Genomic DNA, 26,955 nt, shown 5'->3' on the forward strand with positions numbered 1-26,955 from the left:
ATTAAAACGTACGTACGTCAACGAAATGACCGGCAATCGCTGCAGCAGCTGCCATCGCAGGACTCACCAAGTGCGTACGACCGCCATTGCCCTGACGACCTTCGAAGTTACGGTTAGAAGTTGAGGCACAGTGCTCACCCGGTTGCAATTTGTCGGCATTCATCGCCAAACACATTGAACAGCCCGGTTCACGCCATTCAAAACCAGCTTCCAAGAATACTTTATCCAAGCCTTCAGCTTCAGCTTGCTGTTTGACCAAACCAGAACCCGGAACCACCATCGCCTGTTTGATTGAAGCAGCCACTTTACGGCCTTTAATCACTTCAGCGGCAGCGCGAATATCTTCAATACGCGAGTTGGTGCAAGAACCGATAAATACGCGGTCTAACTGGATGTCTGCCAATGCCTGACCAGCATTTAAACCCATATATTGATAAGCACGGGTCCAGTCATTACGTTGCACGTCATCTTTGGCCTGTTCCAACGTTGGAACTGCTTGGGATACCGGAATCACCATTTCAGGGGAAGTCCCCCAAGACACTTGCGGTTCAATTTCTTCACCCTGTAACACCACCACAGTATCGAAATGCGCGCCTTCATCAGAATGCAAGGTATTCCAGTAGGCTACAGCAGCATCCCACTGCTCAGTTTTTGGTGCATAGTTGCGGCCTTTTACGTATTCAATGGTTTTGTCATCGACAGCGACCATACCGACACGGGCACCGGCTTCAATCGCCATGTTGCACACAGTCATACGGCCTTCGATCGACATGTCACGGAACACTTGACCACCGAATTCAATCGCGTGACCAGTACCGCCTGCAGTGCCGATTTTACCGATAATCGCCAAGACCACATCTTTCGGTGTAACACCCTGACCCAATTTACCGTCAACACGCACCAACATGTTCTTCATTTTCTTTTGAACCAGGCACTGGGTCGCCAATACATGTTCAACTTCTGAAGTCCCAATACCGTGCGCCAAACAGCCAAATGCACCATGAGTTGCCGTATGCGAGTCACCACACACCACAGTCATGCCGGGCAAAGTCAAACCTTGCTCAGGCCCAACCACGTGCGCGATCCCTTGGCGAATATCGTTAATATCAAATTCAACAATATTGAAAGTTTTACAGTTGTCATCCAGCGTTTGCACCTGAATACGCGAAGTATCATCTTCAATACCGGCAATACCCTGCTCACGCTCGGTTTTTGAAGTTGGCACATTATGGTCTGGCGTAGCTACATTGGCACTTAAACGCCAAGGTTGACGACCTGCAAGCTGCAAACCTTCAAAAGCTTGTGGTGAAGTTACTTCATGTAATAAATGACGGTCGATATAAAGTAAGGCTGAGCCATCATCGCGTTGTTTTACTAAATGGTCATCCCACAATTTATCATATAAAGTTTTTGCTTTTGGGGTATTGCCTGCCATGTCGACGCGCTCCATAGAACTGGGTAATGCTTTCATTAACTTCGATTATAACCACGTATTCACATAAATCTAATTTATCATTTTTATTAGTTTAAAAACTTTTTGGAATTAATTTTAACCCTATTAAAACCCTGAATTTTGGCAAAATTTTATCTCTTGGTTTTTAAACCACACGGCTATCTCCTTATGCTCAGACTTAACAAATCAGGCATATTTAAAGCGCCGTGCAGGGAATGATACAGATAGGATTTAGCCCGACGGGTTTTCTTTCGCTACGATAAGCTGCTCAATTGCCCGGATGAGTTCTGCTTTCGCTGCACCACATTCGGCGGCAGCCTGATTTTCATCATTTTCATCATCGGCAATTTCATAGACCTGACTGCGTTTTTCCACCGCTTCCTCAAAAATATCAAGGAGGTATTTGATGTGTTTAATATCCATATGTTCACCCTGCCAGAAAAGTATCTCTAGACATATATCTCCAGGCGATACCATTCCCCTGTTGTTGTATTGATGGTTCAGTTTAACCAGTTAAATAATTTACAAAACCGATTAAAAATATAAAAATGTTCGTTTTTACAAATTAAATAAGACTGATTATCATTTATCTATATCCCGAAGCAAAGATTGAGGAACAAACCATGGCTCATATTCAAAAATTTGTTAATAACAACCAGCGTATGTTCAAGAAAACCTTTAGCTATTACATTATGCACATCACCATTGCCATGTTGGTCGGTTATTTCGTCACAGGAAGTATCTGGATGGCAGTAACCCTCAGCTTGCTTGAGCCGACGATTCAGGCAATCGCATTCTTCTTCCATGAAAAAATCTGGGAAGCGAAGCCAACTCAAAGACAGAATAGCAATAATATAGTCATCTAAAGGCTACATCGGCCTAAACTAGAGATCATGGCTTGCCCGCTTCCGCTTTATCATCACTCCATTCCTATGGGGTGATTTTTTTATTTTTACCTTTTAAGTTCACATCTGTATACATTTTTTACGGTCTTTTTTAAGATGAAACGCCCCTTTGTTATAAAAATATTTTATAATTACTTAACTTTAATATAACCAGATATCTCCCTATGAATCTTGCTGCCTTTGAAGCATTCATTAAAGTCATGGAAACCGGTTCTATTTCTATGGCTGCCGATTTATTGTTTATTACCCAGCCTGCTGTGACCAAACGAATTCATAGTTTGGAAGAATACTTTGGCGTGAAACTGTTTGAGTCTGCCGGTCGTGGTGTTCAGGCGACGCACGCTGCCCATTCCTTATTACCAAAAGTGAAAAACTGGCTCAATGAACTGGGTGATATTCACCATACCCTCAGTCACGAACAGGAACAGGTGCAAGGCAAGCTGAAAATTGGCACCAGTCACCATATTGGTTTACATCACCTGCCACAGCACCTGCGCAATTATGTGCAAAAATTTCCTGACGTCACTTTAGATGTGCATTTTGTCGATTCGGAACAGGCGCATGAACAGGTACTGGCCGGTGATCTGGAGCTGGCCTTTTTAACCCTCCCGCCGAAAGGTGATGAACGCTTGAGTTATGTGACCATCTGGAATGATCCGCTGGTCTTTGTCGTGGCACCTTTTCATCCACTGGCGCAAAAAAAGCATTTGAGTCTGGAAGATTTGATTCAATATCCAAGCCTATTGCCAGCCTCGCAAACCTATACCACGCAAATCACCTTGGCCGAGTTTGAAAAACAAGGGGTTAAACCGAAAATCACCATGAGCAATAATCCGCTTGAATCCATCCGCATGCTAGTTTCAATTGGTTTGGGATGGTCGGTATTACCGAAAACCCTGCTGAATCAGGATTTGCAAATGCTGGATATTAATGTGCAAATGCAACGTCAACTGGGCATGGTCTGGCATCCGGGGCGTACCCAGTCACGTGCCGTACAGGAACTGGTGGCCATGATGAAAAACTCCCATCTCAACTAAAACCAGCTCTAGCACTGCATCTGCCTGGATGCAGCATTTTGTTACCTTAATCCTCAGCACAGTGGCACAGCTTTCGAGTACTTTTAAATAAAACACATAAAACAACATGTTTTAAATGTGCAAAAGAATTCGAAGGAGTATGGGGCTATGCTGAGGGATTCATCACCAACAATATCTACAACAAATTCACCTGAAACAACCCAATCTAAATCAAACCCAGTCACAGCCGATGTCGATGCTCCCAATATATGGCAAAGCGCTAAAATTTCTTTGTTGCCTACGCCTGATTTAAACTTTACTGATGAAGCCACGGCACGGCATAGCTTGCGTGATTATTTCCTCAATACTTTTGACAGCTATGAACGGCTCTTTGACTGTCTAAAAAATGATGCAGCCTATTACCTTAAGCCCATTTCTTTACGTCATCCGCTGATTTTTTATTTTGGTCATACGGCGACCTTTTTTATCAATAAACTGCTGCTCAGCAAACTGATTAGCAATCGCTTGAATCCGCAGCTGGAAAGCATTTTTGCTGTCGGGGTCGATGAAATGAGCTGGGACGACCTGAATGATCAGCATTATGACTGGCCGAGTGTAGAAGAAGTCCGAGCTTATCGTGCTCAGGTCAGGACACTGGTGCTAAACCTAATTGAGCATGCCCCTCTGACGTTACCCTTGAACTGGAATCATCCATGGTGGTCGATCCTCATGGGTATTGAACATGAACGGATTCATCTTGAAACTTCCTCAGTCCTGATTCGTCAGCAGCAGCTGGACTATGTATACAATCATCCGCAATGGCATGCCGAGGTTATGACTGGAGTTGCGCCGGAAAATACCCTAATTGCTGTTCCTGCGGGACAGGTCAACCTGAACAAGACTTTCGACAGCAACTTTTATGGCTGGGACAATGAATATGGACAGCATCAGGCCGATGTTGCCGCTTTTCAGGCTGCACAATATCTGGTCTCCAATCAGGAATTCTTGAGTTTTGTGGAAGATGGCGGTTATACAACTGACCGCTACTGGACCGCAGAAGGACAGGCCTGGCTAAAATTTTCTCAAACCCATCATCCCAGCTTTTGGCGAAAAACCCCTTTAGGCTGGTCACTACGTCTGATGCTGGAAGAAATTTCCATGCCCTGGGACTGGCCGGTAGAAGTGAATTATCTTGAAGCCAAAGCTTTCTGCAACTGGAAAGCCGAAAAAACCGGTCAAAGCATTCGCTTGCCCACAGAAGATGAGTGGTATCGGCTGTATGATGTGGCCGGGTTGGATTCTGACCTGCCCAGTCCTGAACATGCCAACATCGAACTGAAATATGGAACCAGTCCCTGCCCGGTCAATTATTTTCAGCAGGGTGATTTTTTTGATATTCAGGGCAATGTCTGGCAATGGACTGAAACCCCGATTTACCCTTTTGACGGTTTTCAGGTGCATCCGATCTATGATGATTTCAGCACCCCAACCTTTGACGGACAACATAATATAATCAAAGGCGGTTCCTGGATTTCTGCCGGCAATGAAGCCTTGCACAGCTCTCGTTATGCCTTCCGCCGGCATTTTTTCCAGCATGCCGGATTCCGCTATGTCGCTGCCTCCCAAGAACTTCAACAGTTTCAATCGCAGTATGAAACTGACCAGATGATCTCGCAATATCTGGAATTTCAGTACGGTGCAGAATATTTTAACGTGCCCAATTTTGCCCAAAGCCTGATTAACCTTGCACACCCCTATTTTAAGAATATTGTGACAGAGAAGGCATTAGATATCGGCTGTGCCACAGGGCGTGCCAGCTTTGAACTGGCGGCTTATTTTGATCAGGTCACAGGACTGGACTTTTCCGCGCGCTTTATTCAGCAGGCGGTACAGCTGGCACAAGGTGAAACGCTACGTTATACCCTGCCAATTGAAGGTGAACTGATGGAATATAAAGCCTGTAACTTAAAAGAGTTGGGTCTGGATACCCATGCAGATCGGGTCGAATTTTTCCAGGCCGATGCCTGCAATTTGAAACCTCATTTTACTGATTACAATTTTATTCTAGCTGCGAATTTAATTGACCGCTTACATCATCCCAAAGATTTCTTAGCCGAAATCCATCAGCGTTTAAAACTGGGTGGCATTTTAATGCTGGCTTCCCCCTATACTTGGCTAGAGGAACATACTGCACCTAGTGAATGGCTCGGTGGTTTTAAAAAAAATGGGGAAAACTTCAGTACGCTAGATGGCACGACTGAACTTTTAAAAGAACACTTTGAAATGCTCGATGAACCTCAGGATGTGGCATTTGTGATTCGTGAAACCGCACGTAAATATCAACATAGCCTGTCCCAAGTGACCTTATGGAAACGGGTGAGATGAAATCTTTATCAAAAAGGCCAATCTGAGGATTGGCTTTATTTCGCTTTGATCTTTATTGAATCACTGAATCTTCATGTAAGGATTCATTTAACTGGTCAACAATAATGGCCCATGAACCATCGGATTTAATTTTTTCTGCTAAAAACTGGCGCTGTGCTTCAGTCCAATATTCCGCTTCGGTAATTTTGGTCTGGGCATTGAGCTGATGCGTGGCAATAAACAGGGCAATCGCCTCTTCACTGGAATCTAATCCTAACTGCTCAAAAAGATTGGTCATTCTTGGACGTGTTTGGCTCATTCTTCTCTCCCATTCTTCTTCAATTTCAAACTATAAATTTTGTCTTTTACCCTTTTGCTTTCAGTCTACTATACGGTAAAGATTGGCCTATAGTAAGGGTCATTTTATAATCATGAGCAGCCCAGCCCCAAGTGGGAAATTTTCAATCACCTAACAACTTATTATGTTCCTAAAATGTTTTTACTTTTTAGCTGTTTTTATTTTTCTGGATCTTTTTCACGACCCATGAACTTCTTTTATAAATGCCTTTTATTTCTCCCGATGAGAGAAAAATAAAAAAGGGGGCAGTCGTTATGAAAGACGCCTCATGGAGAACAGTGATCTTCAACACCCTCCCCCATCTGGCGACAGGGCATGTTAAATCGACCAGTCCTGAATTTCCCAGTTTTGCGCTTTGGCCAAAGCCTCTAGACGTTCATCCGGATTGACCACAATGGCATGATCTGCATATTCCAGCAAGAAACGGTCATTGAATGAATCCGAATAGGCCCATGACTCCTCAATATCGCGCCCTTGCAGCCATTGTTCCAGACGGATCAATTTACCTTTTTGATAACACGCAGTATTGATGACTTTACCGGTATATTTGCCATCCACCACTTCTGCATTGGTGGCAATAATTTCAGTAATACCAAACTCGTGAAAAATCGGTGCCGTAATAAAATCGGAGGTTGCGGTAATCCCGACCAGCTCGTGTCCTGCATCACGGTGTTTTTGAATGGCAGCAAAACCTTCTGGGCGCATTTGTGGACGAATAACCTTTTTCATGAATAATTCATGTAATTCAGTCAAATAATCATTATCATGCTGGGTTAAAAATTCAAAGACGAATTCGTTATAGGCAATCGGGTCAAGTTGCCCTACTTTATAGTCCTCATAAAATTTGTCATTCATTTGACGGTGTCGGATTGGATCGACTAAACCCTCGTTTACTAAAAACTCACCCCATGAATAATCTGAATCGGTATTTAATAAGGTGTGGTCGAGGTCAAATAAAGCCAATTTCATGAAAATACTCGTAAAAACTGAAATTTAAGAAAAAAATTGTAAATCTATCTCCGCTAGTCGATAGAAATTCGTTAAGATCATAGCAATTTTTAACATTTAAGCTGTGCTTTTTTTCGAGATGGATATAGAAATAACAATCCCCGAACAAAAAGCCATACATTACAGAAGATTTAGGTAGCCAAATGATCGACTCAGAAGGTTTCCGACCGAATGTCGGGATCATTTTGGCAAACGACATTGGACAAGTTTTATGGGCAAAACGCATTGGACACAATGCTTGGCAATTTCCGCAAGGAGGAATCCAGTTTGGAGAATCCCCCGAACAGGCACTTTATCGTGAGCTGAGAGAAGAAGTTGGCTTATTGCCCGAACATGTTCAAATTGTAGCGCAAACAAAAGGTTGGCTGCGTTATCGTTTGCCGCAAAGATATATACGCCCGGATTCGGACCCGGTGTGTATTGGTCAAAAACAGAAGTGGTTTTTACTCAGGCTGACAGCGCCAGCAAAGCATATTCAGCTGGACCTGTCAGACCCACCAGAGTTTGACCAGTGGCAATGGGTAAGTTACTGGTACCCATTAGGTCAGGTCGTGAATTTTAAACGCGATGTATACCGAAGGGCGATGGTGGAACTGTGTCAGCAGTTACCCTCGCTCTAGCTCGAAAAAATTGCATGAAAATGCAGATTTTTTAGTAGCATGTTGTTATAAATAAAAACAGTTTTAAACTTATTTTGGAGCAGATTTTATGTCGAATATGCAACTGGACACCTTAAGACGCATTGTGCAAGAAATCAATGCGTCCACCAGTTTGCATGAGTCACTCGACATCATGGTCAATCAGGTTGCTGAAGCCATGCACGTGGATGTCTGCTCCATTTATCTACTCGATGAGCGTAACCAGCGTTATCTGCTCATGGCATCTAAAGGGTTAAATCCTGAAGCTGTGGGGCATGTTTCCTTACATACCAGCGAAGGTCTGGTGGGACTGGTGGGACAACGCGAAGAAATCGTCAATCTGGATAATGCACCGAAGCACGAACGCTTTATGTACCTGCCTGAAACCGGAGAGGAAATTTATAATTCCTTCCTGGGTGTTCCGGTGATGTACCGCCGTAAGGTTATGGGCGTATTAGTAGTGCAAAATAAGGAACCGCAAGATTTTAGCGAAGCAGCGGAATCGTTCCTAGTCACCCTGTGTGCCCAGCTGTCCGGTGTGATTGCCCATGCTCATGCCGTGGGTAATATCGATGTGTTCCGCAAGCCAAGCAATTTGCCTGCTTATAAAACTTTTCAGGGCGTTTCCGGTTCAGGCGGGATTGCTTTAGGGCGTGCGGTCATCCTTTACCCGCCTGCAGATCTGGCGGCTGTACCTGATCGTGAAGCAGATGACATCAGTGAAGAACTGGAACTTCTGGATGCTGCATTAAATGCAGTGCGTCAGGAAATTCAGGCACTGGATGAAAAAATGCAGGATGCCTTAATGGCTGAAGAGCGAGCTTTATTTAGCGTATTCTTGCGCATGCTGGATGAAAACTCCCTGCCTGCTGAAATTAAGGCTGAAATCCGCGATGGTAACTGGGCACAGGGTGCGGTCCGTATTGTCATTGATAATCACATTGCCCTGTTCGCACAAATGGAAGATGACTATTTACGCGAACGTGTGTCCGACCTGAAAGATCTCGGTCGCCGTATTCTGGCATTTTTACAGGAAGCCGATGCCAGCCATCGTGAACTGACCGATGAAAGCATTCTGATCGGGGAAGACATTTCAACCGCGGCACTGGTTGAATTGCCGGTGGATAAAATTGCCGCGATTGTCACCACCGAAGGTGCCATGAACTCACATATGGTGATTGTGGCACGTGCACTGGGCATTCCAACCGTGGTCGGTGTGACTGAACTGCCAATCAATACCCTGGATGATGTGGAGATGATTGTCGATGCCCATCAGGGACGGGTGTTTATCAATCCGCCGCGCCGTTTACGTACACGCTATAAAGAAATCCAGAAAGAAGAAGAACAGCTGGCGAAAGACCTAAAACAATACGAAACCAAAGACGCTATTACGCCTGATGGTGTTGCAGTCAAACTGTATGTGAATACCGGTTTAATGATTGATGTCGTTCGCGGCGTACAACGTGGTGCTAAAGGCGTAGGTTTATACCGCTCTGAAATTCCGTTCATGCTACGTGATCGCTTCCCTGGTGAAGAAGAGCAGCGTGCCATTTACCGCCAGCAACTCAGCCACTTTGCCAATAAACCTGTGGTGATGCGTACCCTCGACATTGGTGCAGATAAGGATTTACCGTATTTTTCGATTGAAGAAGAAAACTCGGCGCTGGGCTGGCGCGGCATCCGTTTTACCCTGGATCATCCTGAAATTTTCTCTTCTCAGATTCGTGCCATGCTGAAAGCCAGTATTGGTCTGAATAACCTGCATATTTTGCTGCCCATGATCACCAGTGTCAGTGAAGTGGAAGAAGCCCTCTATCTGCTGGACCGTGACTGGACCGCAGTGCAGGAAGAAGAACAGGTTAAAATTACCAAACCCAAAATTGGCATTATGGTTGAAGTACCGAGTGTGCTGTTACAGATTGAAGAATTTTCTGAACTGGTGGACTTCTTCTCGGTCGGTTCAAATGACTTGACCCAGTATTTACTTGCTGTAGACCGTAATAATCCTCGGGTTGCCAATGTTTACTCCCACTTCCACCCTGCCGTCTTACGCGCTTTAAGCCGTTTGGTTCAGGAATGTCATAAATATGACAAACCGGTGAGCATTTGTGGAGAAATGGCTGGCGACCCATTGGCGGCTGTGCTGCTGATGGCGATGGGCTTTAATACCCTGTCGATGAGTTCAAGCAATATTTTGCGGGTACGTAAGGCCATTTGTCATGTACCGATGAGCGATGCACAGGAACAACTGGAACGCGTATTAAAAATGAGTAATCCACTGATGGTGAAAAGCTGGATGGAGTATTACTTCAAGACCCATGGTCTGGGCGATATGGTGAAATCTGCTACCCGTATTGTGAGTGCTTAATTCTATTTAGATGTAAGAAAATACGGTGAAATAAAAAGGGAGATAATCATCTGAGTATCTCCCTTTTTTGTGCTTGTCATAGCCACGTTTTGCATTTTTCTTTCGGTCTACAAAGACCTGACTTTTGTTGACCTCATACATATGTTTTGCCACAAAGTTATGAATCACCACTTCTGGCAGAGCTTTTTTCTTTGCCATTTTACTCCCCTGTTTTCGAGTTTCACATCATGGATGATGTTGAGCATATATTGCGCTTTTTTATACAGAATTCAAGTGGTTTTTCGGATTGGATAAATTTATTAAAAAATTATTTATTTCATATATTTAAATTCATATTTAGAGTCTTTATACAAACCAGTTATGATAATTTTTGAATATTGATAAAATACAGGGCCAAATAGCCCAGAAAGAGCAGCCAGATTAAAATAATCACGCCTGCCGCCCAACGGTTTACCGGCCGTTCTGCCAACAGCGAGGTACGAATTCTGCAATCGTCTATAATTTCTTGTGGCGTCAGCTTAATCACCAATAACAGTCCCAAGGGCACAATAATAAGATCATCCAGATAGCCCAGCACTGGAATAAAATCGGGAATCAGATCAATCGGCGATAGCGCATAGGCCGCAATCATCAGTGCCAATATTTTGATCCAGACAGGTGTGCGCTGGTCTTTAGCCACCAGCCAAACCACCAGAACCTCTTTTTTAATGGTTTTGGCCCATTGTTTAATTTTTTGATACATATAAGTACTGAAAATCAAAAATTTATGAATGACATGTTAAATAAGTTTTCTTAAATAAATATAAATTTTGCAGTTTCAACATTATTTTTATGTAAGTGGTAGAAGGACAACTTTCATTACAAATCACAATAAAAAATAAATTTATTAAAGAATTTTCCTCATTTAGAAAATTCACAATATATTTTGAGTACGCAAAAGAGAGATTCTTAACCTTTAATTATTTAATTCTCCCTCCCTCTAGCTCCCTCCCATAGGGAGGGAGAATTTTGATTGTGAATTCCCTCTCATTCTAGGAGATGAGTAGCACGGCTACGCAAGGGAGAGGTATAAAAATTATTTCTCTTTAGCCAAAGCCCTTTCCAGCACCCGCTCTACATCTACCTGCTTCGCTGCAATCATACCCACCACGCGACCATAAAATTCGCTATAACGCGTTTCAATAAAAGCAGCGGCCACGTAGTCCGGCGCATAACGTTTCAGTAAAACTGCTTGCGCCAAAATTACCAAACGGCTGACCAGACTGCGCCCCATAAACTGCAACTCTTCGGGTGATTGCTGGAACAACTTGAATAGGCTCTGTAATTCATTTTGCAAAGTTTCATCGTGCATTGCAGTTGATGCCAGATCTTTAAACAATAACTCAATGGATTCAGGTTCACGACTAATGGCGCGCAGCACATCCAGGCACATGACATTGCCAGAACCTTCCCAAATGGTATTCACTGGGGCTTCTTTAAAAATACGCGCCATGATGCCGTTATCGACATAACCATTGCCGCCAAAGACTTCCATCATCTCGCCAGTCAATTCGACTGCACGCTTGCAGATCCAGAATTTGGAGGCGGGCGTCATGATTCTTTTCCATGCCAGAGACAAAGCATCATCACGTTCATAACAATGTGCCAAATGAAAACTGAGTTGCATCGCCGCTTCGGTTTCCAGGGCCAAGTCGGCCAACACGGCACGCATCAACGGCTGTTCGGCTAGATGCTTGCCAAAAGCTTTACGCTGACGGGTATAGGCAATACATTGCACCAAGGCCTGACGCAGCATCGCTGTACTGCCCACAGAGCAGGTCAAACGGGTATAATTCGCCATTTCAATAATGGTTGGAATGCCGCGCCCAGCTTCACCAATCATGATGCCCCAAGCATCTTTGAATTCAACTTCGGAACTGGAATTACTGCGGTTACCGACTTTTTCTTTCAGGCGCTGCACATGAATATGGTTCTTGGTGCCATCTTCCAGCCAGCGCGGCACAAAGAAACAGGCCAAGCCATCCTGCTCGGTTTTCGCCACCACCAAATGTGCATCACACATTGGGGCAGAGAAAAACCATTTATGCCCGGTCAGCAAATAGGCGTGGCCACGACCTGATTCAGCTACAGGCATAGCAAAAGTTTCATTGGCGCGCACATCGGAACCACCCTGCTTTTCGGTCATGCCCATACCGAGCCAGATTGATGTTTTCTGGGCAATCGGCAGGTCACGTTCATCATATTCAGTGGATAATAATTTTTCGCCTATTTTTGCCCACAGTTCAGGTTCACGCTGAATCAGGGGAATGCTGCCAAGCGTCATCGAAGTTGGACACAGACTGCCACACTCCACCTGCCCGCTTAAGTAAAAACGCGCTGCCCATTCCACCCATTTGGCAGATGATTCTGCATGATTAAATGGATGAGCATGGCTGTCAAACTTGCGGTTTAAAGCCATCCATTTATGCCATGCAGGATGAAACTCGATGTAATCTTTACGACGACCACGTGCATCGAAGGCATGTAAAATAGGCGTGTGTTTATTGGCTAAATCGGCATATTGATAATACTCGGCTGATCCCACCACTTTACCCATATCATACAAGGTTGCTTGGTCATGGCTGCCATAACGCTTCAATATTTCATGTAAAACCGTATCTGATGAAAATAAATTGTAATCTTGCAGTTCATCAAACTGATTGCTGATTTGATGGGTCATCCATGCCTGATTCGATAACTGGTTCGATGTATTCATCGTCTATATTTCCTGCTTGTTGTTCTGGGCTTTTCATTCCAGTATAGAGAAAAAATAGCCACTGCATGTTCGGCTTTGTTGGGTCAAACTTTTTATGAAAAATCCACAGATTCAGGTACGGCGTAAGCCGCGTCAATCAAGAGCCAAACTGACACAGGAAGCCTTGCAGGACAGTTTTGTTCGGCTTTTGCATGAGCATGCCGCACATGACATTACCATTCGGGAAATTACCGATTTGGCTGGTGTAGGCTTGGGCACCTTCTATGAATATTTTTCCAAAAAGGAAGATTTGGTTGCACTGACCATTCACAGACACGTAAAAAACAATGCCGAGGACTTAAAAACTTATGCATACAGCCTGCTCAAGTTATCCACAGATATGGCTCTAGATGATTATTTACAGCAAGTTATTCATTATCAACTTGAGCAGATTCAGGCACAGCAGTTTCTATGGGCACAGACGTTTTTGCTGGAACGGCAGATTTCCAATATTGAAAGTTACCGTAAAAGTTATGAGATGATGGTGCAGATGTGGCAAAGTATTCTCGCGCCTTTTATTCAGGATGCTAAACAGCTCACGCGGATGAGTTTAAATGTACAACGGGTGTGTTATGGCTTTGTGTCGCAGACGTTGTTGGTAGAGCCTGAGTTTGGGGAGTGGGAACAATTAGAATTTGATATATTTCAATTTCTACTGAGTATCAAAAATAAATAGAATGACTTTTTGAAATTTATTAAATAAATTTTAAATACCTTCATAATTCTTTAATATACAAACTTGCAGAGTAATAAACATGGAAAACTCAACATTCAGAGGAGCTGACCCCATAGAATTTAACGCTTGTGTAGGAAATAATGGTATTGTTAATTATTTAACCTATGCTAAAGGTTTTTCGAAAGCTGCCAATCTAATTTTAGATCAAGTAATTCATACCAATGGAAATGATGTAGATTCCTTTATCTATCCCATTTGTTTCAACATGCGCCACTCTATTGAATTACGATTGAAAGATGCTATTGAAGAGATTAATAATTTAGCTAAGATCCAAAAATTAAAATTAGCTGACTTTAATTTAGCAGGATCACATAATATTAGAAACATTTGGGATTACTTTAAAACTAATTCTGAAAATTTAGATCAACGCTATCAAATAATTAATGATGCTATAAAAACAACTATTTTAGATATTGCTGAAATAGATTCTACGGGACAAACTTTTAGATATCCATTTGATACAGAAAATGTAAAGCACTTAACCGAACAAAGCATCATTAATTGCTTAGTATTGAAATGTAAATTTAAAGAACTTGAAGAAAATCTTGATAACCTTCACTACCTAAATGAAATGTTAATTGAAGAGTACAGAGAAGGTACATTTACAAGCAAATTTTCACGCTCTCAAATTTTCAATTTGGTGCAAGAGCTACCATTACATAAAAGCTGGAAAACTAATTTAAATAAATCAGCTCTTCAAGAGAAATATACTTTAAGTAGTAGTGAGTTATCAAAAATCTTGACCTTTGTTCAAAACAATTATGAAATCAGTTCTAAGATTGGAATTAAAAAGAATTTAATTACGCTACCAGATGATTTTATTCTAGATATATGTTCTGTATGGGTATCATTTTTTCATGCTGATTTAAATTCTTTAAATATAGAAGGCGCTGTATTAACAAATGAATCAGATTCATTTAACCCTCCAACATTTGATGAAATATTGGAATATTCAGAACAAAAAAAAGTTGTTTACAAAACCTTTAAAGAAAAGATAAATATAGACTTAGTTGCAGATTTATGGAGTTTATTTTACTTATCCCGAGACAATTATAAATATTCTGAAAGTTACCTTTGGTTATATGAGTCTTATCTACTAGAGGTTAAAAATGAATCTTCTCTTTTAGATACCTTTAATCATGTATTCTTTAAAACTAATTTTTTAAAAAAAATTATTCGTAGCTTATTCTTTTTACAACAAATTGAGCTTGCCGAAAAAATAGTAAGCACTCTGAGTTTGGAAAAAATATTTCCCGAACTCATTTCTAAAGCCCGCGATAGAAGCCTATTTCAGAAATGGGAATATTTAGATTATCAAGTCTATTAAAAATAAAAAACCGCCCCTCAAGGCGGTTTTTTACATCCCAATGCAAATTATTTCTTCACATCAAAACGGTCTGCATTCATCACTTTGGTCCAGGCAGCAACAAAGTCTTTGACGAATTTTTCTTTGTTGTCATCTTGTGCATACACCTCTGCATAAGAACGCAGAATCGAGTTCGAACCAAACACCAGGTCCACACGTGTTGCCGTCCATTTCACTGCGCCCGTTACACGGTCTACAATCTCATAACGGTTCTTGCCAACCGGTTTCCAGTTATATGCCATGTCAGTCAGGTTCACGAAGAAGTCGTTGCTTAACACGCCTTCACGGTCTGTGAACACACCTTCTTTTGCACCCGCATAGTTGGTTCCCAGTACACGCATACCACCAACAAGTACCGTCATTTCCGGTGCAGTTAAACCCAATAACTGGGCACGGTCTAACAGCAATTCTTCAGGTTGCGCAGTGTAGTCTTCTTTTAGCCAGTTACGGAAACCGTCGTGTTTCGGCAACAAGTCTTCAAATGAATAGACATCAGTTTGTTCCTGGGTGGCATCCCCTCGTCCCGGCATGAATGGAACTTGAATATCCACACCCGCAGCCTGAGCCGCTTTTTCAACTGCAGCTGTACCGCCCAGTACAATCAGGTCGGCAATGCTGACTTTCTTCTCAAGACCTGCCTGAATTTCTTCAAGTTTCGCCAATACTTTTGCCAGACGTTCAGGTTCGTTACCGCCCCAGTCTTTTTGCGGTGCCAAGCGGATACGTGCACCATTGGCACCGCCACGGTAGTCAGAGCCACGGAAAGTACGCGCGCTGTCCCAAGCGGTGTTGATTAACTCGGCTGTGCTTAAACCGCTGTTCAGCAATTTCGCTTTGAGGTCTTCAATTTCCGCTTCAGACAACACGTAGTTCACCGATGGAATTGGGTCTTGCCAGATTAAATCCTCAGCAGGAACATCGGCACCTAAATAACGCGATTTTGGCCCCATGTCACGGTGAGTCAGCTTGTACCATGCACGCGCAAACACTTCAGCAAAATAAGCTGGGTCTTTATAGAAACGCTCAGAGATTTTGCGATACTCAGGATCAATTTTCAGTGCCATATCGGCATCGGTCATCATCGGGTTACGGCGGACATTCGGGTTGTGTGCATCAACGGGTTTGTCTTCCTCTTTGATGTTGATCGGTTCCCATTGTTTCGCGCCTGCCGGGCTGAGGGTTTTTTCCCACTCATAGGTGAACAATAAATAGAAGAATTCATTGTCCCATTTGGTTGGATGCGTGGTCCATGCCCCTTCCAGACCACTGACCATGGTATTGGCACCGTTACCTGTACCTTCAGGGTTATGCCAGCCTAGGCCCTGGAATTCGACATCCGCACCTTCAACGTCTTTACCCAGCAATTCAGCCTTGCCGTTACCGTGTGCTTTACCAATGGTGTGACCACCTGCAGTCAAGGCCACAGTTTCTTCGTCATTCATGCCCATACGGTCGAAGGTTACACGCATATCCTGTGCCGTACGCAGCGGATCCTGTACACCATCTACCCCTTCAGGGTTGACGTAAATGAGACCCATCTGCACGGCAGCAAGCGAATTGTCTAATGACTTACGGTCCTGATGATTTTCATAACGATTTTTGGTGGCATCCAGCCATTTCTTTTCAGAACCCCAATTGACGTCTTTTTCAGGATGCCAGATGTCTTGACGACCGCCACCGAAACCAAAGGTTTTCAGACCGGCTTCTTCGTACGCCACTGTACCGGCCAGGATGATCAGATCGCCCCAAGAGATTTTATTGCCATATTTACGTTTAATCGGCCAAAGTAGACGGCGGCCTTTATCGGTGTTGACGTTGTCTGGCCAGCTGTTGAGTGGTGCAAAACGCTGGTTACCAGTATTGGCACCGCCGCGACCGTCCTGTTTACGGTAAGAACCGGCTAAGTGCCAGGCAGTACGCACGAACATGCCAATGTAGCTACCGTAGTCCGATGGCCACCAGTCCTGGCTGCTGTTAATCAGTTCGCGTAAATCCTGTTTCACTGCTTCCAAATCCAGTGAATTGAATGCCTTGGCATAATCAAAATCCGGGTCCATCGGATTGGTTTTTTTATCGTGTTGAGCAAGAATGTTAAGATTTAGAGCATTCGGCCACCAAGCGGCATTTGAGCTGGCGGCATTGGTATTCGCACCTTCTTGATGGAACGGGCATTTCCCTGCAGTTTTCGTATCATTATTCATATCTGAGCTCCAAATTAATCATAAAATGACGATTGTCATGAACCGTTAAAAATTTCTAACTCATCATCAAAATAGCTGTTTTTTATGACAATAGAAAGCAAGTTATACGAATGAAAACGATCGAAAAAGCCTATTCTAAAACGGGCTTAAAAACAGGATTTATCAACCCTCACAACAAGAGATCAAATTTTTAGAACTGCTTTATCAATTGGTGATAAAGACGATCAGGATTTGAGATTTTGGACAATATTTCTGATTAAAAATAATGTGCTATAGTGAAGTCGTAACAAGCAAGAATACCTCACATCATGTCGATCAAGCATGATCGCTATTGCTGAGAACAGACCGTATTTTCTGGAACCTGCCATTCGTGAATCATCAGCCTCTATTGGAAAAACCGCTTCGGCTCATTCAGATCACACTTGCTGCACTCTGGATTTATCAGGGGTTGGTTCCGAAAATTCTGTTTCAGTCAGCTGCAGAAATCGCCATTTGGCAAAGCATGGGTTTAGAACTCCCTCTGGCAAAAATGGCGGTTACCCTGTCAGGCATAATTGAAATGATGTTTGGCTGTACTTTCCTTATTTGGCAAAAAGCAGCCGTCATCCATCAGCTGAATATTTTAGGTTTAGCCGGATTATTAGTGCTGATTGCGCTCACCAGTCCCTTGCAACTCACTTCTGCATTTAACCCGGTCGTGATGAATATGGCCATGATTTGCCTTTCAATGCTTGCCCTTCAACTGTTAAAGCTGAGCCAACCTTCATCTTAAGAAACAAACATCTTGCACAACATCAAACCACCAGACGCCGCCCTTCGCGAATGCAGTAAAAAGGGGTCATCAATTTGGAGGTATTTTTCATGGCCACTTTTAAGTCCAGTTCAGGCTGTTCCCGACTTTCATCGGTCAGCTGAAAAGTGTGGTAATGAATCGCCAGCGAACATTTAGAATGTAAATCCTGATGTGCCTGAAAAGCCTCCTGCGGATTCATATGCATATAGTTCATCAGCTCACGCGGCTGGTAGGAACCAATCGGTAACAATGAAATACGCGGTGCACCCAAACGGGTTTGAATCTCTTTAAAATGTGGTGAATAGCCGCTATCTCCGGCAAAGAAACAATGATCCTTTCCAGCACGCACTGAAAAACCGCCCCACAGTGCCCGGTTGTGATCGCGTAAGCCGCGACCGGAAAAATGTTGTGCTGGAGTATAGATAATTTTTAAATCATGCAATAAGGACGATTGCCACCAGTCCATTTCCAGCACATGAAAACTTTTTGGCAAATACCACGCATTGCCTAGTCCGGTATAAATCGGCATGGCAAATTGATCATGCAGCCATTCCAGGCTGGCCAGATCCATATGGTCATAATGATTGTGACTGAGCAGCACCGCATGAATGGTCGGTAATTCTTCCAGGGCAATTCCCGCCGGGATGACCCGTTTCGGACCTTTGCCCTGCTGGGGACTGACATGTTCGCACCAGACCGGATCGGTGAGCAGATTATAGGGCCCGATTTGCAACAGTACCGTAGCATGCCCGACAAACCACACTTGCCAGTCATCTATACTGGCGTTTGGACGGTTCTGGGGAATGGCGCGTTTGCTGGCATAGAATTCAGCTTGTTCTTTTTGAACATCAACATTCCAGGTCGATGACTTGCGGCCAAGCAGCCACTTGATCAGCTCGATCAGTCCACGCCCTGCAGGACTGGGCAAGGCATTGAAGAACTGTTCACCATCATGATGACTGGAATGCATAAACCGAAATGAAGGCTGACGCCAGGTATGTGACCAGCATGCTTTGGTCGGGAGTTGAAAGTGTAATTGTTCAGGCTTCTGCTTCATGTAGATTCAATTTCTTAGTCTGACCTCAACATTCAAAATCCGGTATTCTGAATGCACTGACATATATATCACGTTTTATTCTAAACGTCCTTGCATACGTTCCAACCACACCTGTTTAGTTTGCGGTTTGATAAACAATGCCACAATTTCCGGATGAATCTGTTTGATTTTCGCTTCAATTCTATTGACGCAAGCTTCAATGTCATCAGAGCTTAAATTGTCTTCAAACTCCAGGCTTAATGATGCCAGCACCTGATGCGCACCCATCTGTTCGGTCAGCACGCCATTGGCTGACTGTACCGCTTCATCTTCCTGGGCAATCAGCAAGATATCATTACGCAGTTGCGGATCGGCCGTTTCCCCCAACAATAATCCCTTGGTCTCACGTGCCAATAAAATAGCAGAAACCGCCAATACAAGACCAATAAAGATCGAGGCCATGCCATCCAGTTCAGGAATATTCAAGGCATGGGCCAGATAGATCCCGATCAGGGCAATCAACAGACCACATAACGCGGCAGTATCTTCAAACAGTACGGTAAAGGTAGTGGGATCTTTACTGTGTCGAAAAGCCTCGAAATAACCCTGCTTGCCTTTCACCTTACGGAATGCTTTTAAGGCCACCAACCACGAGGTGCCTTCACACAAGATGGCGATGCTTAGCACAATATAGTTGATAGTGGGATTCAGCATTGCTTCAGGATGCAGCACATGTTGTATGCCCTGATAAATCGACACAATCGCACCCAGTGCAAAAACCATCAATGCCACAATAAAAGCCCAAAAATACAGCTCACGACCATAACCAAAAGGATGCTTATAGTTGGCGGGCTGCTGGGATTTTTTCATGCCATAGAGCAGCAAAATTTCGTTCAGTGTGTCTACCACCGAGTGAATAGCTTCACTGAACATGGCCGAACTGTTGGTGATATAGGCGGCCACAAACTTGACCAGTGCAATTGCCAGATTACCTGCCAGTGCTGCATAGACCACAATCTTATTCGAATCAGACATTCAAATTTGTCCCGGGTGTTTTTTTGTCAAGCGTTGTTATTATCAAATAGATCTATTTGATTTTTATAGCTCTTTGCATAGTACTCAATGTTTTTGTTGTCGTGGTTTATTCTTTTGTTGTTTTTAGCGTAACTGTTGATTATTTCGCCAGTAAGTATATTGATGTTTCATGTGAAACGCTGTGATGAAATATGATGCATTTTCACAATTCACGCAGATTGCAAGCTCATAAAAAGGAAGCCTAAACTTCCTTTTTTATCCTGTTGTATTAACGCAGCTTAGAAAAATACTGCTGGCGCCATTCTTTCCAGAAGTACAGCACAATGCCGAACATCACCACCACAATGCCGAAAAAGGCATTTGGACTGATATGTTCGTTATTCAAGGTGGCACCTAGAACCAGGGCAATCACCGGGGTCATGACATTGCTTAGGGAAACCGTAGAGGCATTTAAACGGCGGATCAGCCAGAAGTAACACAGCATGGCCACAATGGAAGACATGATCATGGTAAAGATAAAACCAATCATGGCTCGTCCACTTGGCAGCACAGTTGGAAAATGCTGCCAGATAAACGGAATGATCAGTAGTGAACCCACTGCTGAGACCATCAGTGAACCGGTCGCTTGAGACATCGGTTTGAGTGGAGCATTAATCTGTTTGACCCAGAAAATCGAGCTGATATAAGACACCATGCTAATCAGCATCAACACCACACCAATTGGATTGACTTTACTGTCGGCAGAATCGGCAAAGACAAAGGTTAGACCGGAAACCGCAATCGCCATACCCAGCCATTGTAGCCAGATCAGTTTTTGCGTTTTTAAAATCACATGTCCGATCAGGCCTGCAATCAGCGGTGAAAAACCAAAGATCAGCGCCATTAACCCGGAAGTCAGATAATTGGCTGCAAGATAAATAAACAGCTGCGCACCAATTAAATTCAGACTACCCGCCACATAACTTTTTAACGAAGTCTGATCAAACGGCAGCGGGTCACGCATCAGCTTTAAAAGGAATAAGGCAATCAGCGATGCGCCGAAATAACGGATGATCAGCACCCACATCGGGTGAATTTCCTGCACACTCCACACAATCGCGAGCGGCGTCGTCGCCCAGATGAATACCAATAAAGCGTAAATACTTGCCGTGACCATCATGGAAGATGAATTTGAATTCATAAATTGCTCAATTTGATTTTGTAATAATGGATAAGACTGCCAATCGCCTATTTCCCATTATCGACACGATGTCAAAGGCGACAGGGATGTCGCCCACTGATCTGGGGTATATGGACATACCCTCAGATCAGTAAAAGATTTTTGTTACTTTTCATCTTTGAAAAGTAAAAAACGCCTGCGCAAATGCATTTCAATTCATAATTTAATTTGAGGCTGTTACCTCAATCATATAACAGCCATAAAAAAACAGACCTATGCAAAACATAGGTCTGTCCAGAAATATCTCAATAAAACTTAAGCCACTTTGCGTAAATCCAGGCTTAAATCAAGATGTTTTTCCGCTTCAAATGCGGTATTTTTACTGATCATTTTTTTCAAATGACGCATCTCTTTTGCGGCATTGACCGTAATACCGGCAACGATTTGACCGCCAGTCACACCATACATCACAAATGAATTGTCTGCACCTTTGGCTGCATCCATTTCACCGCGAACATGCCATTCAGCTGCAGCCATATCGCCCACAAACTGATAGTTAATGTCGAGTTGATCAGTCCAGAACCATGCCGGATTGGCTTTCGGATGCTCTACACCCATCACATGACGCGCGAAAATACCTGCCTGAAGGTTGGCATTTTCCCAGGTTTCGACACGGCGGTATTCACCATCTTCACGAAGCTGAGTCGCTACGTCACCTGCTGCATAAATGTCAGCATTTGAAGTTTGGCAGTTTTCATTGACTTTAACCGCAAAATCAACATCCAGACCAGCCTCAACAGCCAGCTGTGCATTCGGCACGATACCAATACCGTAAATGACCGCATCGGCACGAAGCTCTTCACCACCCTCAAGGGTCACGACAACTTCTTCACCATCTAGCTTGCAGTCTGCAATCTTAGTTTCCAGACGCACATCTACACCAGCACGACGTTGTTGTGCCAACAAGAATTCGCTCAGGATACGTGGCGATGAACGACCCATCACCATTGGCCCCTGTTCAATCACAGTCACTTCACATTCTTTGTAACGTGCAGATGATGCCAATTCAAGACCAATCACCCCACCACCAATCAACACAATACGTTGACCGGCTTGAAGCACAGGTACCAGTGCTTGTGAATCTTCAAGATTACGCAGGGTATACACATGTTTACCCAGCGCATCAAAGTTTGGTAAACGACGTGCTGCACCGCCTGTTGCAAGCAATAGCTTGTCATAAGCAACAACGTCACCGTTTTGAAGTTCAACTGTATGGGCCTCGGCATTGATTTTAGCCACGCCATTGCCACGAATAGTTGTTACACCAAGTTCAGCCAGTTTCTGTTCTGACAGAATTTCAATCTTGGTTTCTTCAGGTTTTAGAATCACATCCTTGGATAATGGTGGACGCTCATAAGGCAGATGCGTTTCATCACCAATCAAAATGATTTTGCCTTCGTACTTATTGCCACGAAGTTCTAAAATCGCACTTGCACCTGCCTGTCCAGCACCTACAATTACGATGGTTTCGATGTTGCTCATGTCATTAACCTTTTAACTCTGCAGATACGATGCCGAAACCAGCGATCCACTCACTGATGTCTTCGTAGCAATGTGTCGTCATGTCATATTCACCCATTTCATGCAGGGCAGCGAATGCAGCCATCCATGAACGGACTTCCTGACCACCACGGCCACCGTCACGGCGGATGTCAGCTTCAGTCATGGCTTCCAGTGCAGCGAAATCTGCATTCTTGAATTTCTCCAGTAATGCAATATCCCACTCCGGGCTTAATGGTACAGAAACTGAGGTATCCCCTGCAGCAAGCTTCTGTCCTACAGCAATCACTTTGGCCTGACGGGCATTACGTGCTTCAGGGCTTGGGTTACGACCCGCAATCAGGAATTCTTCCACTTCTGGTGGAACAGAACCCATTTGCGGAGTCGGTGGATCGTGTGACAAACCACCAGTACCCAGCACAAGAACACGTTCATTTTCAAGGTTTAAAGACTTGATAAACTGACCTACAGCACGACCTAAAGCGATGGTACGCTTGGTGGTTGGCATGGGTGCTGCAGCGCCATTAATAAAAACTGGAATCGTTGGATAACGATCAAGCTGACCTTCACACAGGAAATGTAAAGGCTGAGTCACACCATGATCCGCCTGCATACGGTATGAGTATGCAACGTCCACACCTTCGTCCAATACGCGGCGAACCAGCGCCAGCGCCTTGTCTTCAGGCACATCAATATGATCATTGTCCTTACCATAATCCCAGTCACCTGCCGCTTTGGCACGAATGCCCACACAGAAACTTGGCATCAGGTCATAGAAGAAACCATTGAAATGGTCTGGACCAAAGGTAATGATCAGGGTTGGGTCGTAAGCTTTGACTTCAGCAGACAATTTCTCAAAAGCAGCACGGACTTTCTGCTCTTTAGACTGATCTTGTGGTGAAGCAAATTCCATTAACGGACTGTGCGAAGCACAAATAAGTTTAACGGCCATGAGAGACTCCTTAAAAGGAAGGCAGCCAGAACAGGCTGCCGATAAGTCCATTTGATTTAGACTAGATTTTTATTCGTCAAAGAAACCGGCACGAGGCTGACGTAAGCCGCGAATTCCCAGACCACATTCTGCATTGATCAGAACACCAGTCAAAGGACGGTTATTTTGACGAGATGCCAACAGCACGTATGAACCCGTCATGTCTTCCGGTTCAGGCAAAAAGTTCAGTGGCATGCCACGTGCAATTTTCTCAGGATCACGCGCATCCAGCAGACCAAGATTTTCCTGACCTAATGATGCTGCCCCTTTGATATTGACATTCATACCTGACGGTGCAACGGCGTTCACTCGTACTTTAGGCGCAAGCTCGTAAGCCAGTTCTTTCATAATACCCACACCAGCATGCTTGGATGCCGTGTACACAGGGCCTCCGCCTGCCGAGTACAGTGCAGAGTTAGACAAAGTAAATATGATAGAACCTTCAGAAGCTATCAATGCATCCAGCGCAGCTTTGGCACCAAGAATTAAAGACTTGGTGTTAATACCCATGATTTCATCAAAGGCTTTTTCCAGTTGCTCACCCGATGTATTGACGATATCTGCATAATGATCCCAGATACCAGCATTGCCAACGAAACAGTCAAGCTTGCCGAAGCGCTCAACTGTTGCGTTTACGGCACGGACGTTGTCTTCATAGCTGGCTACATCACCGGCAATTGCTAATACTCGATCACCGAAATGGGCTTTCAATGCATCAACTTTTGCCTGTGAACGTTGAAGAACAGCAACTTGTGCACCCTCTTCCAGGAAACGTTCGACCAGTGCCCAGCCTAAACCTGAACCACCACCCGTAATAAGTGCAACTTCGCCTTGTAGCCAACCCATGATTACTCTCCTGCCATCTCTACAAATAACTGACCATCTTCCACAATCACCGGGAAAGTCTGGATTGGATCAGTTGCTGGTAAGCATAATGCTTGACCAGTTTTCAAACAGAAACGTGCTGAATGCAGTGGACATTCCACAGTGCCGTCATCTTCAAGATAACCTTCCGACATAGAAGCATTACCGTGTGAACAACGGTCGTTCATTGCAAAGAACTCACCGCCATTGTTAAAAACTGCAAGCGCTTCGATACCGTTCACGCCGCAATCCACTTTCAATGCTTCGCCTTCGTCCAATTCGTCAACTTGGCAAACAAAAATCTTATTCATCAGAAGAACACACTCAGGTTATGTGAGGTATAAGTCACTTGGTCTAGGGTGATTTTGCGGTCAAAAATTTGCCAGCCTAAACCACCTTCAACTTTACGGATCTTGTCGTGACGTTTACCACAGTAAATCGTAATATCTTTCTCTTTTTGAGAACGGTATAACAGGTAAGTCACGTACACGTCGTATTCGCCTGCAACTTCAGTTGGCTCAACAATCACGTTGCTCACCATGTGAGTGGTACGTGATGGAGGCTCTTCAGCCCAAGCCATACCCGTTTCCAGACGCGCTACACGGCGTTCCAACAGATGTTTGTTGTCATTGAACACCCAAGTTGTTGGTGGCTCAACTGAACGACGACGGTCACGGGTTTGTGCGTTTGGCGTGGTACGTAGCGTGTACGAAATATCTTCCGCCATTACGTCCAGCCATTCGCGGAATTTCCAGTCATCCAGCAATTTTGCTTCACGGTAAAGGAACTGACTGATTTCGTGATGAAGTTCTAAACTGATTTGACTCATTTCACAAGCTCCTTCTCATATGCTTCAGCTGCTTTCTCAACATCTTCCCATTTTTCATGGATCAGCAGGTCTGCCCAACGGCGGTATAAGCCACGTGCAGCAGTTTCAGAGAAGATGTAGTTGGTAATACCTGGAATACCATCTTCACGTACTTTTTCGTTACCTTTACCCATTTCCATAATGAGTTTGTTTTGACGAGCTTTATAACCACGTAATACTTTTTGAATTTCTACCCAGTTTTCAGAGTCATCTTGCTCAAGGAAACCAGCAGGACCGAAAGCACGGGTTGCAGAACGTTCAAATGCTTCTTTTACGTCTTGTGGTGCATCAGCATCACAGATACAGAATGCCCAAACTTCAGTTTTGTTTGGACCACGTGGGTGCCATACACGAAGTGTTGCAGTACCGTTCAACCAAGACAATGTCGGGAACATGGTGTTGTGACCAGCAAGGCGTAGCGCACGGATTTCACCTAAACGGTCTTTTACTTCTTCGTAAGTTTCACGGAAGTAGTTTGCTACTTCACCGTCTACCCAAACGTTTGCATCTGGTTTTTCAGTGAAGAAGAAGCCTGAACCATGGCCACGTTGACCGTATTGAAGAGCATCTTTCGCTGTTTCCCAAACTGGACGAGCCGTTTGTGCCGCACCTAACTGTTTAGACGCGTCATCATCCGGTTTTGCACCAAGAACTTGTACCGCAGATGCGTGAGAGAACAATGCATGGTATTGGTCAGATGCAAACTGTTCAGCAGCAAATTTCCAGTTACACTCGATTTCCCACTTGTGTACACCACCAACGATGCAAGTACCGCCAGGACGACGATCAAGAACACCATCCAGGTACCAAGCGATGTCACCCATGTATTCTTCTAGGTCAGGTGTTGTTTCATCCCAGCAGCCAAATACCAGGCCTTTGTAAGATTTAACACGGTTAACTTCTACCAGACCCCATTGCTCTTTACATGCACCCTGTGGGTAAGCACGCTCTTCAAGCGGGATGTCTTTTAAAGAACCGTCAATACCGTAAGACCAGCCGTGGTATGGGCAAGTAAATGCACGGGTATTACCACAGTCTGCGAAGCTCACGCGCATAGAGCGGTGACGGCATTGGTTTAAAAATGCTTTGATTGAACCGTCTTTTTGACGTGCCACAATAATCGGATCTTCACCCATGTAGGTATTGAAGAAGTCACCCGCCTTAGGAATCTGGCTTTCATGACAAAGGAATAACCATGTACGACCAAAAACGCGTTCAAGTTCTAGTTCATATAGATCTGGGTCTGTATAGATAGATGGCGAGATACGTCCATTTTGTGCATCGACTAAAGCGTCGATTTCGCGCACATCAATTTTTCCACTCATGAAAAGCTCTCCTGTGACCAGTAACGGCACAAAGTAAATAGACTCAACTTTTCAGCGATAATGGATTTTTAGCCAGTTTTGGGGAAATATTTTTTTTGTTTTAATTAAGATATTTTA

General features: G+C 44.0%; 25 protein-coding genes. 8 read left to right on the forward strand and 17 right to left on the reverse strand.

Annotated elements, in window-relative coordinates:
* Position 1 precedes the first annotated feature (1 nt).
* Positions 2-1,435, reverse strand: coding sequence for a 3-isopropylmalate dehydratase large subunit (gene leuC, locus FTT87_RS02165; RefSeq protein WP_218954182.1), 1,434 nt, complete (start codon positions 1,433-1,435; stop codon positions 2-4).
* 249 nt (positions 1,436-1,684) lie between these two features.
* Positions 1,685-1,876, reverse strand: coding sequence for a hypothetical protein (locus tag FTT87_RS02170; protein WP_086195306.1), 192 nt, complete (start codon positions 1,874-1,876; stop codon positions 1,685-1,687).
* Positions 1,877-2,076: 200 nt separating this feature from the next.
* Here FTT87_RS02170 and FTT87_RS02175 point away from each other — a divergent pair, with 200 nt between their 5' ends.
* The 3 genes from FTT87_RS02175 (at position 2,077) to ovoA (ending at position 5,759) form a co-directional block, all read left to right on the forward strand.
* Positions 2,077-2,319 (forward strand): DUF2061 domain-containing protein, encoded by a 243-nt coding sequence (locus FTT87_RS02175; protein WP_180174264.1) that lies wholly within the window; start codon positions 2,077-2,079, stop codon positions 2,317-2,319.
* Positions 2,320-2,522: 203 nt separating this feature from the next.
* Complete coding sequence (locus FTT87_RS02180) at positions 2,523-3,395, forward strand: LysR family transcriptional regulator (RefSeq protein WP_086195304.1); 873 nt, start codon at positions 2,523-2,525, stop codon at positions 3,393-3,395.
* A 147-nt stretch (positions 3,396-3,542) separates the two neighbouring features.
* Entirely contained in the window at positions 3,543-5,759 is a 2,217-nt protein-coding gene (gene ovoA / locus FTT87_RS02185; protein ID WP_180174265.1) for a 5-histidylcysteine sulfoxide synthase, read from the forward strand.
* A 52-nt stretch (positions 5,760-5,811) separates the two neighbouring features.
* Here ovoA and FTT87_RS02190 read toward each other — a convergent pair whose 3' ends face one another.
* Positions 5,812-6,057, reverse strand: a complete 246-nt coding sequence (locus tag FTT87_RS02190; RefSeq protein ID WP_086195302.1) for a DUF2789 domain-containing protein — start codon at positions 6,055-6,057, stop codon at positions 5,812-5,814.
* Positions 6,058-6,414: 357 nt separating this feature from the next.
* Entirely contained in the window at positions 6,415-7,065 is a 651-nt protein-coding gene (locus FTT87_RS02195; protein WP_180174266.1) for an HAD family phosphatase, read from the reverse strand.
* Between the two features lie 182 nt (positions 7,066-7,247).
* Between FTT87_RS02195 and FTT87_RS02200 the strand changes: the two genes are divergently transcribed.
* Positions 7,248-7,724, forward strand: coding sequence for an RNA pyrophosphohydrolase (locus FTT87_RS02200; RefSeq protein ID WP_086195300.1), 477 nt, complete (start codon positions 7,248-7,250; stop codon positions 7,722-7,724).
* An 88-nt stretch (positions 7,725-7,812) separates the two neighbouring features.
* A complete protein-coding gene (gene ptsP, locus FTT87_RS02205; RefSeq protein ID WP_180043131.1) occupies positions 7,813-10,110 on the forward strand; it encodes a phosphoenolpyruvate--protein phosphotransferase in 2,298 nt (765 codons plus the stop codon).
* A gap of 6 nt (positions 10,111-10,116) precedes the next feature.
* Here the strand turns inward: ptsP and FTT87_RS02210 are convergent, their stop codons facing one another.
* The 3 genes from FTT87_RS02210 to FTT87_RS02220 form a co-directional block, all read right to left on the reverse strand.
* Positions 10,117-10,308 (reverse strand): hypothetical protein, encoded by a 192-nt coding sequence (locus FTT87_RS02210; protein WP_180081715.1) that lies wholly within the window; start codon positions 10,306-10,308, stop codon positions 10,117-10,119.
* A 160-nt stretch (positions 10,309-10,468) separates the two neighbouring features.
* The gene (locus tag FTT87_RS02215; RefSeq protein WP_180174267.1) at positions 10,469-10,852 is read right to left on the reverse strand and encodes a YkvA family protein; all 384 of its coding nucleotides are present in this window, start codon (positions 10,850-10,852) and stop codon (positions 10,469-10,471) included.
* A gap of 333 nt (positions 10,853-11,185) precedes the next feature.
* Positions 11,186-12,865, reverse strand: coding sequence for an acyl-CoA dehydrogenase family protein (locus FTT87_RS02220; protein WP_180174268.1), 1,680 nt, complete (start codon positions 12,863-12,865; stop codon positions 11,186-11,188).
* A 94-nt stretch (positions 12,866-12,959) separates the two neighbouring features.
* Here FTT87_RS02220 and FTT87_RS02225 point away from each other — a divergent pair, with 94 nt between their 5' ends.
* Both FTT87_RS02225 and FTT87_RS02230 read left to right on the forward strand, forming a co-directional pair.
* A complete protein-coding gene (locus tag FTT87_RS02225; RefSeq protein WP_180174269.1) occupies positions 12,960-13,580 on the forward strand; it encodes a TetR/AcrR family transcriptional regulator in 621 nt (206 codons plus the stop codon).
* A gap of 79 nt (positions 13,581-13,659) precedes the next feature.
* On the forward strand, positions 13,660-14,967 hold the full coding sequence (locus FTT87_RS02230; protein WP_180174270.1) for a hypothetical protein: 1,308 nt from the start codon (positions 13,660-13,662) through the stop codon (positions 14,965-14,967).
* A 47-nt stretch (positions 14,968-15,014) separates the two neighbouring features.
* On the opposite strand, the gene katG is transcribed toward FTT87_RS02230, so the two are convergent.
* A complete protein-coding gene (gene katG / locus FTT87_RS02235; RefSeq protein ID WP_180174271.1) occupies positions 15,015-17,207 on the reverse strand; it encodes a catalase/peroxidase HPI in 2,193 nt (730 codons plus the stop codon).
* Positions 17,208-17,577: 370 nt separating this feature from the next.
* Here katG and FTT87_RS02240 point away from each other — a divergent pair, with 370 nt between their 5' ends.
* On the forward strand, positions 17,578-17,979 hold the full coding sequence (locus tag FTT87_RS02240; protein WP_180174272.1) for a DoxX-like family protein: 402 nt from the start codon (positions 17,578-17,580) through the stop codon (positions 17,977-17,979).
* A gap of 22 nt (positions 17,980-18,001) precedes the next feature.
* Here the strand turns inward: FTT87_RS02240 and FTT87_RS02245 are convergent, their stop codons facing one another.
* The 9 genes from FTT87_RS02245 to hcaE all read right to left on the reverse strand — a co-directional run bounded on the left by FTT87_RS02245 (position 18,002) and on the right by hcaE (position 26,838).
* The gene (locus tag FTT87_RS02245; protein ID WP_180174273.1) at positions 18,002-19,057 is read right to left on the reverse strand and encodes an MBL fold metallo-hydrolase; all 1,056 of its coding nucleotides are present in this window, start codon (positions 19,055-19,057) and stop codon (positions 18,002-18,004) included.
* A 75-nt stretch (positions 19,058-19,132) separates the two neighbouring features.
* A complete protein-coding gene (locus tag FTT87_RS02250) occupies positions 19,133-20,071 on the reverse strand; it encodes a cation diffusion facilitator family transporter (RefSeq protein WP_180174274.1) in 939 nt (312 codons plus the stop codon).
* 268 nt (positions 20,072-20,339) lie between these two features.
* Positions 20,340-21,251, reverse strand: a complete 912-nt coding sequence (locus tag FTT87_RS02255; protein WP_180174275.1) for a DMT family transporter — start codon at positions 21,249-21,251, stop codon at positions 20,340-20,342.
* Positions 21,252-21,545: 294 nt separating this feature from the next.
* Positions 21,546-22,772, reverse strand: a complete 1,227-nt coding sequence (hcaD, locus tag FTT87_RS02260; protein WP_180043086.1) for a 3-phenylpropionate/cinnamic acid dioxygenase ferredoxin--NAD(+) reductase subunit — start codon at positions 22,770-22,772, stop codon at positions 21,546-21,548.
* A gap of 4 nt (positions 22,773-22,776) precedes the next feature.
* Complete coding sequence (locus tag FTT87_RS02265) at positions 22,777-23,742, reverse strand: 3-carboxyethylcatechol 2,3-dioxygenase (RefSeq protein ID WP_086195288.1); 966 nt, start codon at positions 23,740-23,742, stop codon at positions 22,777-22,779.
* 69 nt (positions 23,743-23,811) lie between these two features.
* Positions 23,812-24,627, reverse strand: a complete 816-nt coding sequence (gene hcaB, locus FTT87_RS02270; RefSeq protein WP_086195287.1) for a 3-phenylpropionate-dihydrodiol/cinnamic acid-dihydrodiol dehydrogenase — start codon at positions 24,625-24,627, stop codon at positions 23,812-23,814.
* A 2-nt stretch (positions 24,628-24,629) separates the two neighbouring features.
* Positions 24,630-24,956, reverse strand: coding sequence for a 3-phenylpropionate/cinnamic acid dioxygenase ferredoxin subunit (hcaC, locus tag FTT87_RS02275; RefSeq protein ID WP_076752998.1), 327 nt, complete (start codon positions 24,954-24,956; stop codon positions 24,630-24,632).
* Positions 24,956-25,474, reverse strand: coding sequence for a 3-phenylpropionate/cinnamic acid dioxygenase subunit beta (hcaF, locus tag FTT87_RS02280; RefSeq protein WP_086195286.1), 519 nt, complete (start codon positions 25,472-25,474; stop codon positions 24,956-24,958). Before hcaF ends, hcaC begins: the two co-directional genes overlap by 1 nt.
* Positions 25,471-26,838, reverse strand: a complete 1,368-nt coding sequence (hcaE, locus tag FTT87_RS02285; protein ID WP_086195285.1) for a 3-phenylpropionate/cinnamic acid dioxygenase subunit alpha — start codon at positions 26,836-26,838, stop codon at positions 25,471-25,473. Before hcaE ends, hcaF begins: the two co-directional genes overlap by 4 nt.
* Between the last annotated feature and the right edge of the window lie 117 nt (positions 26,839-26,955).

The sequence above is a fragment of the Acinetobacter sp. YH01022 genome (assembly GCF_013420235.1).
GTDB lineage: Bacteria > Pseudomonadota > Gammaproteobacteria > Pseudomonadales > Moraxellaceae > Acinetobacter.

What these genes read in the sequence shown, in the direction of transcription:
- FTT87_RS02215 (WP_180174267.1), bottom strand. Translation starts at nt 10,852, where the DNA reads ATGTATCAAAAAATTAAACAATGGGCCAAAACCATTAAAAAAGAGGTT.
- FTT87_RS02255 (WP_180174275.1), bottom strand. Translation starts at nt 21,251, where the DNA reads ATGAATTCAAATTCATCTTCCATGATGGTCACGGCAAGTATTTACGCT.
- FTT87_RS02175 (WP_180174264.1), top strand. Translation starts at nt 2,077, where the DNA reads ATGGCTCATATTCAAAAATTTGTTAATAACAACCAGCGTATGTTCAAG.
- hcaE (WP_086195285.1), bottom strand. Translation starts at nt 26,838, where the DNA reads ATGAGTGGAAAAATTGATGTGCGCGAAATCGACGCTTTAGTCGATGCA.
- FTT87_RS02220 (WP_180174268.1), bottom strand. Translation starts at nt 12,865, where the DNA reads ATGAATACATCGAACCAGTTATCGAATCAGGCATGGATGACCCATCAA.
- FTT87_RS02225 (WP_180174269.1), top strand. Translation starts at nt 12,960, where the DNA reads ATGAAAAATCCACAGATTCAGGTACGGCGTAAGCCGCGTCAATCAAGA.
- hcaC (WP_076752998.1), bottom strand. Translation starts at nt 24,956, where the DNA reads ATGAATAAGATTTTTGTTTGCCAAGTTGACGAATTGGACGAAGGCGAA.
- FTT87_RS02170 (WP_086195306.1), bottom strand. Translation starts at nt 1,876, where the DNA reads ATGGATATTAAACACATCAAATACCTCCTTGATATTTTTGAGGAAGCG.
- FTT87_RS02180 (WP_086195304.1), top strand. Translation starts at nt 2,523, where the DNA reads ATGAATCTTGCTGCCTTTGAAGCATTCATTAAAGTCATGGAAACCGGT.
- FTT87_RS02250 (WP_180174274.1), bottom strand. Translation starts at nt 20,071, where the DNA reads ATGTCTGATTCGAATAAGATTGTGGTCTATGCAGCACTGGCAGGTAAT.
- FTT87_RS02245 (WP_180174273.1), bottom strand. Translation starts at nt 19,057, where the DNA reads ATGAAGCAGAAGCCTGAACAATTACACTTTCAACTCCCGACCAAAGCA.
- FTT87_RS02230 (WP_180174270.1), top strand. Translation starts at nt 13,660, where the DNA reads ATGGAAAACTCAACATTCAGAGGAGCTGACCCCATAGAATTTAACGCT.
- FTT87_RS02265 (WP_086195288.1), bottom strand. Translation starts at nt 23,742, where the DNA reads ATGGCCGTTAAACTTATTTGTGCTTCGCACAGTCCGTTAATGGAATTT.
- FTT87_RS02195 (WP_180174266.1), bottom strand. Translation starts at nt 7,065, where the DNA reads ATGAAATTGGCTTTATTTGACCTCGACCACACCTTATTAAATACCGAT.
- FTT87_RS02190 (WP_086195302.1), bottom strand. Translation starts at nt 6,057, where the DNA reads ATGAGCCAAACACGTCCAAGAATGACCAATCTTTTTGAGCAGTTAGGA.
- hcaD (WP_180043086.1), bottom strand. Translation starts at nt 22,772, where the DNA reads ATGAGCAACATCGAAACCATCGTAATTGTAGGTGCTGGACAGGCAGGT.
- FTT87_RS02210 (WP_180081715.1), bottom strand. Translation starts at nt 10,308, where the DNA reads ATGGCAAAGAAAAAAGCTCTGCCAGAAGTGGTGATTCATAACTTTGTG.
- FTT87_RS02200 (WP_086195300.1), top strand. Translation starts at nt 7,248, where the DNA reads ATGATCGACTCAGAAGGTTTCCGACCGAATGTCGGGATCATTTTGGCA.
- hcaB (WP_086195287.1), bottom strand. Translation starts at nt 24,627, where the DNA reads ATGGGTTGGCTACAAGGCGAAGTTGCACTTATTACGGGTGGTGGTTCA.
- ptsP (WP_180043131.1), top strand. Translation starts at nt 7,813, where the DNA reads ATGTCGAATATGCAACTGGACACCTTAAGACGCATTGTGCAAGAAATC.
- katG (WP_180174271.1), bottom strand. Translation starts at nt 17,207, where the DNA reads ATGAATAATGATACGAAAACTGCAGGGAAATGCCCGTTCCATCAAGAA.
- ovoA (WP_180174265.1), top strand. Translation starts at nt 3,543, where the DNA reads ATGCTGAGGGATTCATCACCAACAATATCTACAACAAATTCACCTGAA.
- leuC (WP_218954182.1), bottom strand. Translation starts at nt 1,435, where the DNA reads ATGGCAGGCAATACCCCAAAAGCAAAAACTTTATATGATAAATTGTGG.
- hcaF (WP_086195286.1), bottom strand. Translation starts at nt 25,474, where the DNA reads ATGAGTCAAATCAGTTTAGAACTTCATCACGAAATCAGTCAGTTCCTT.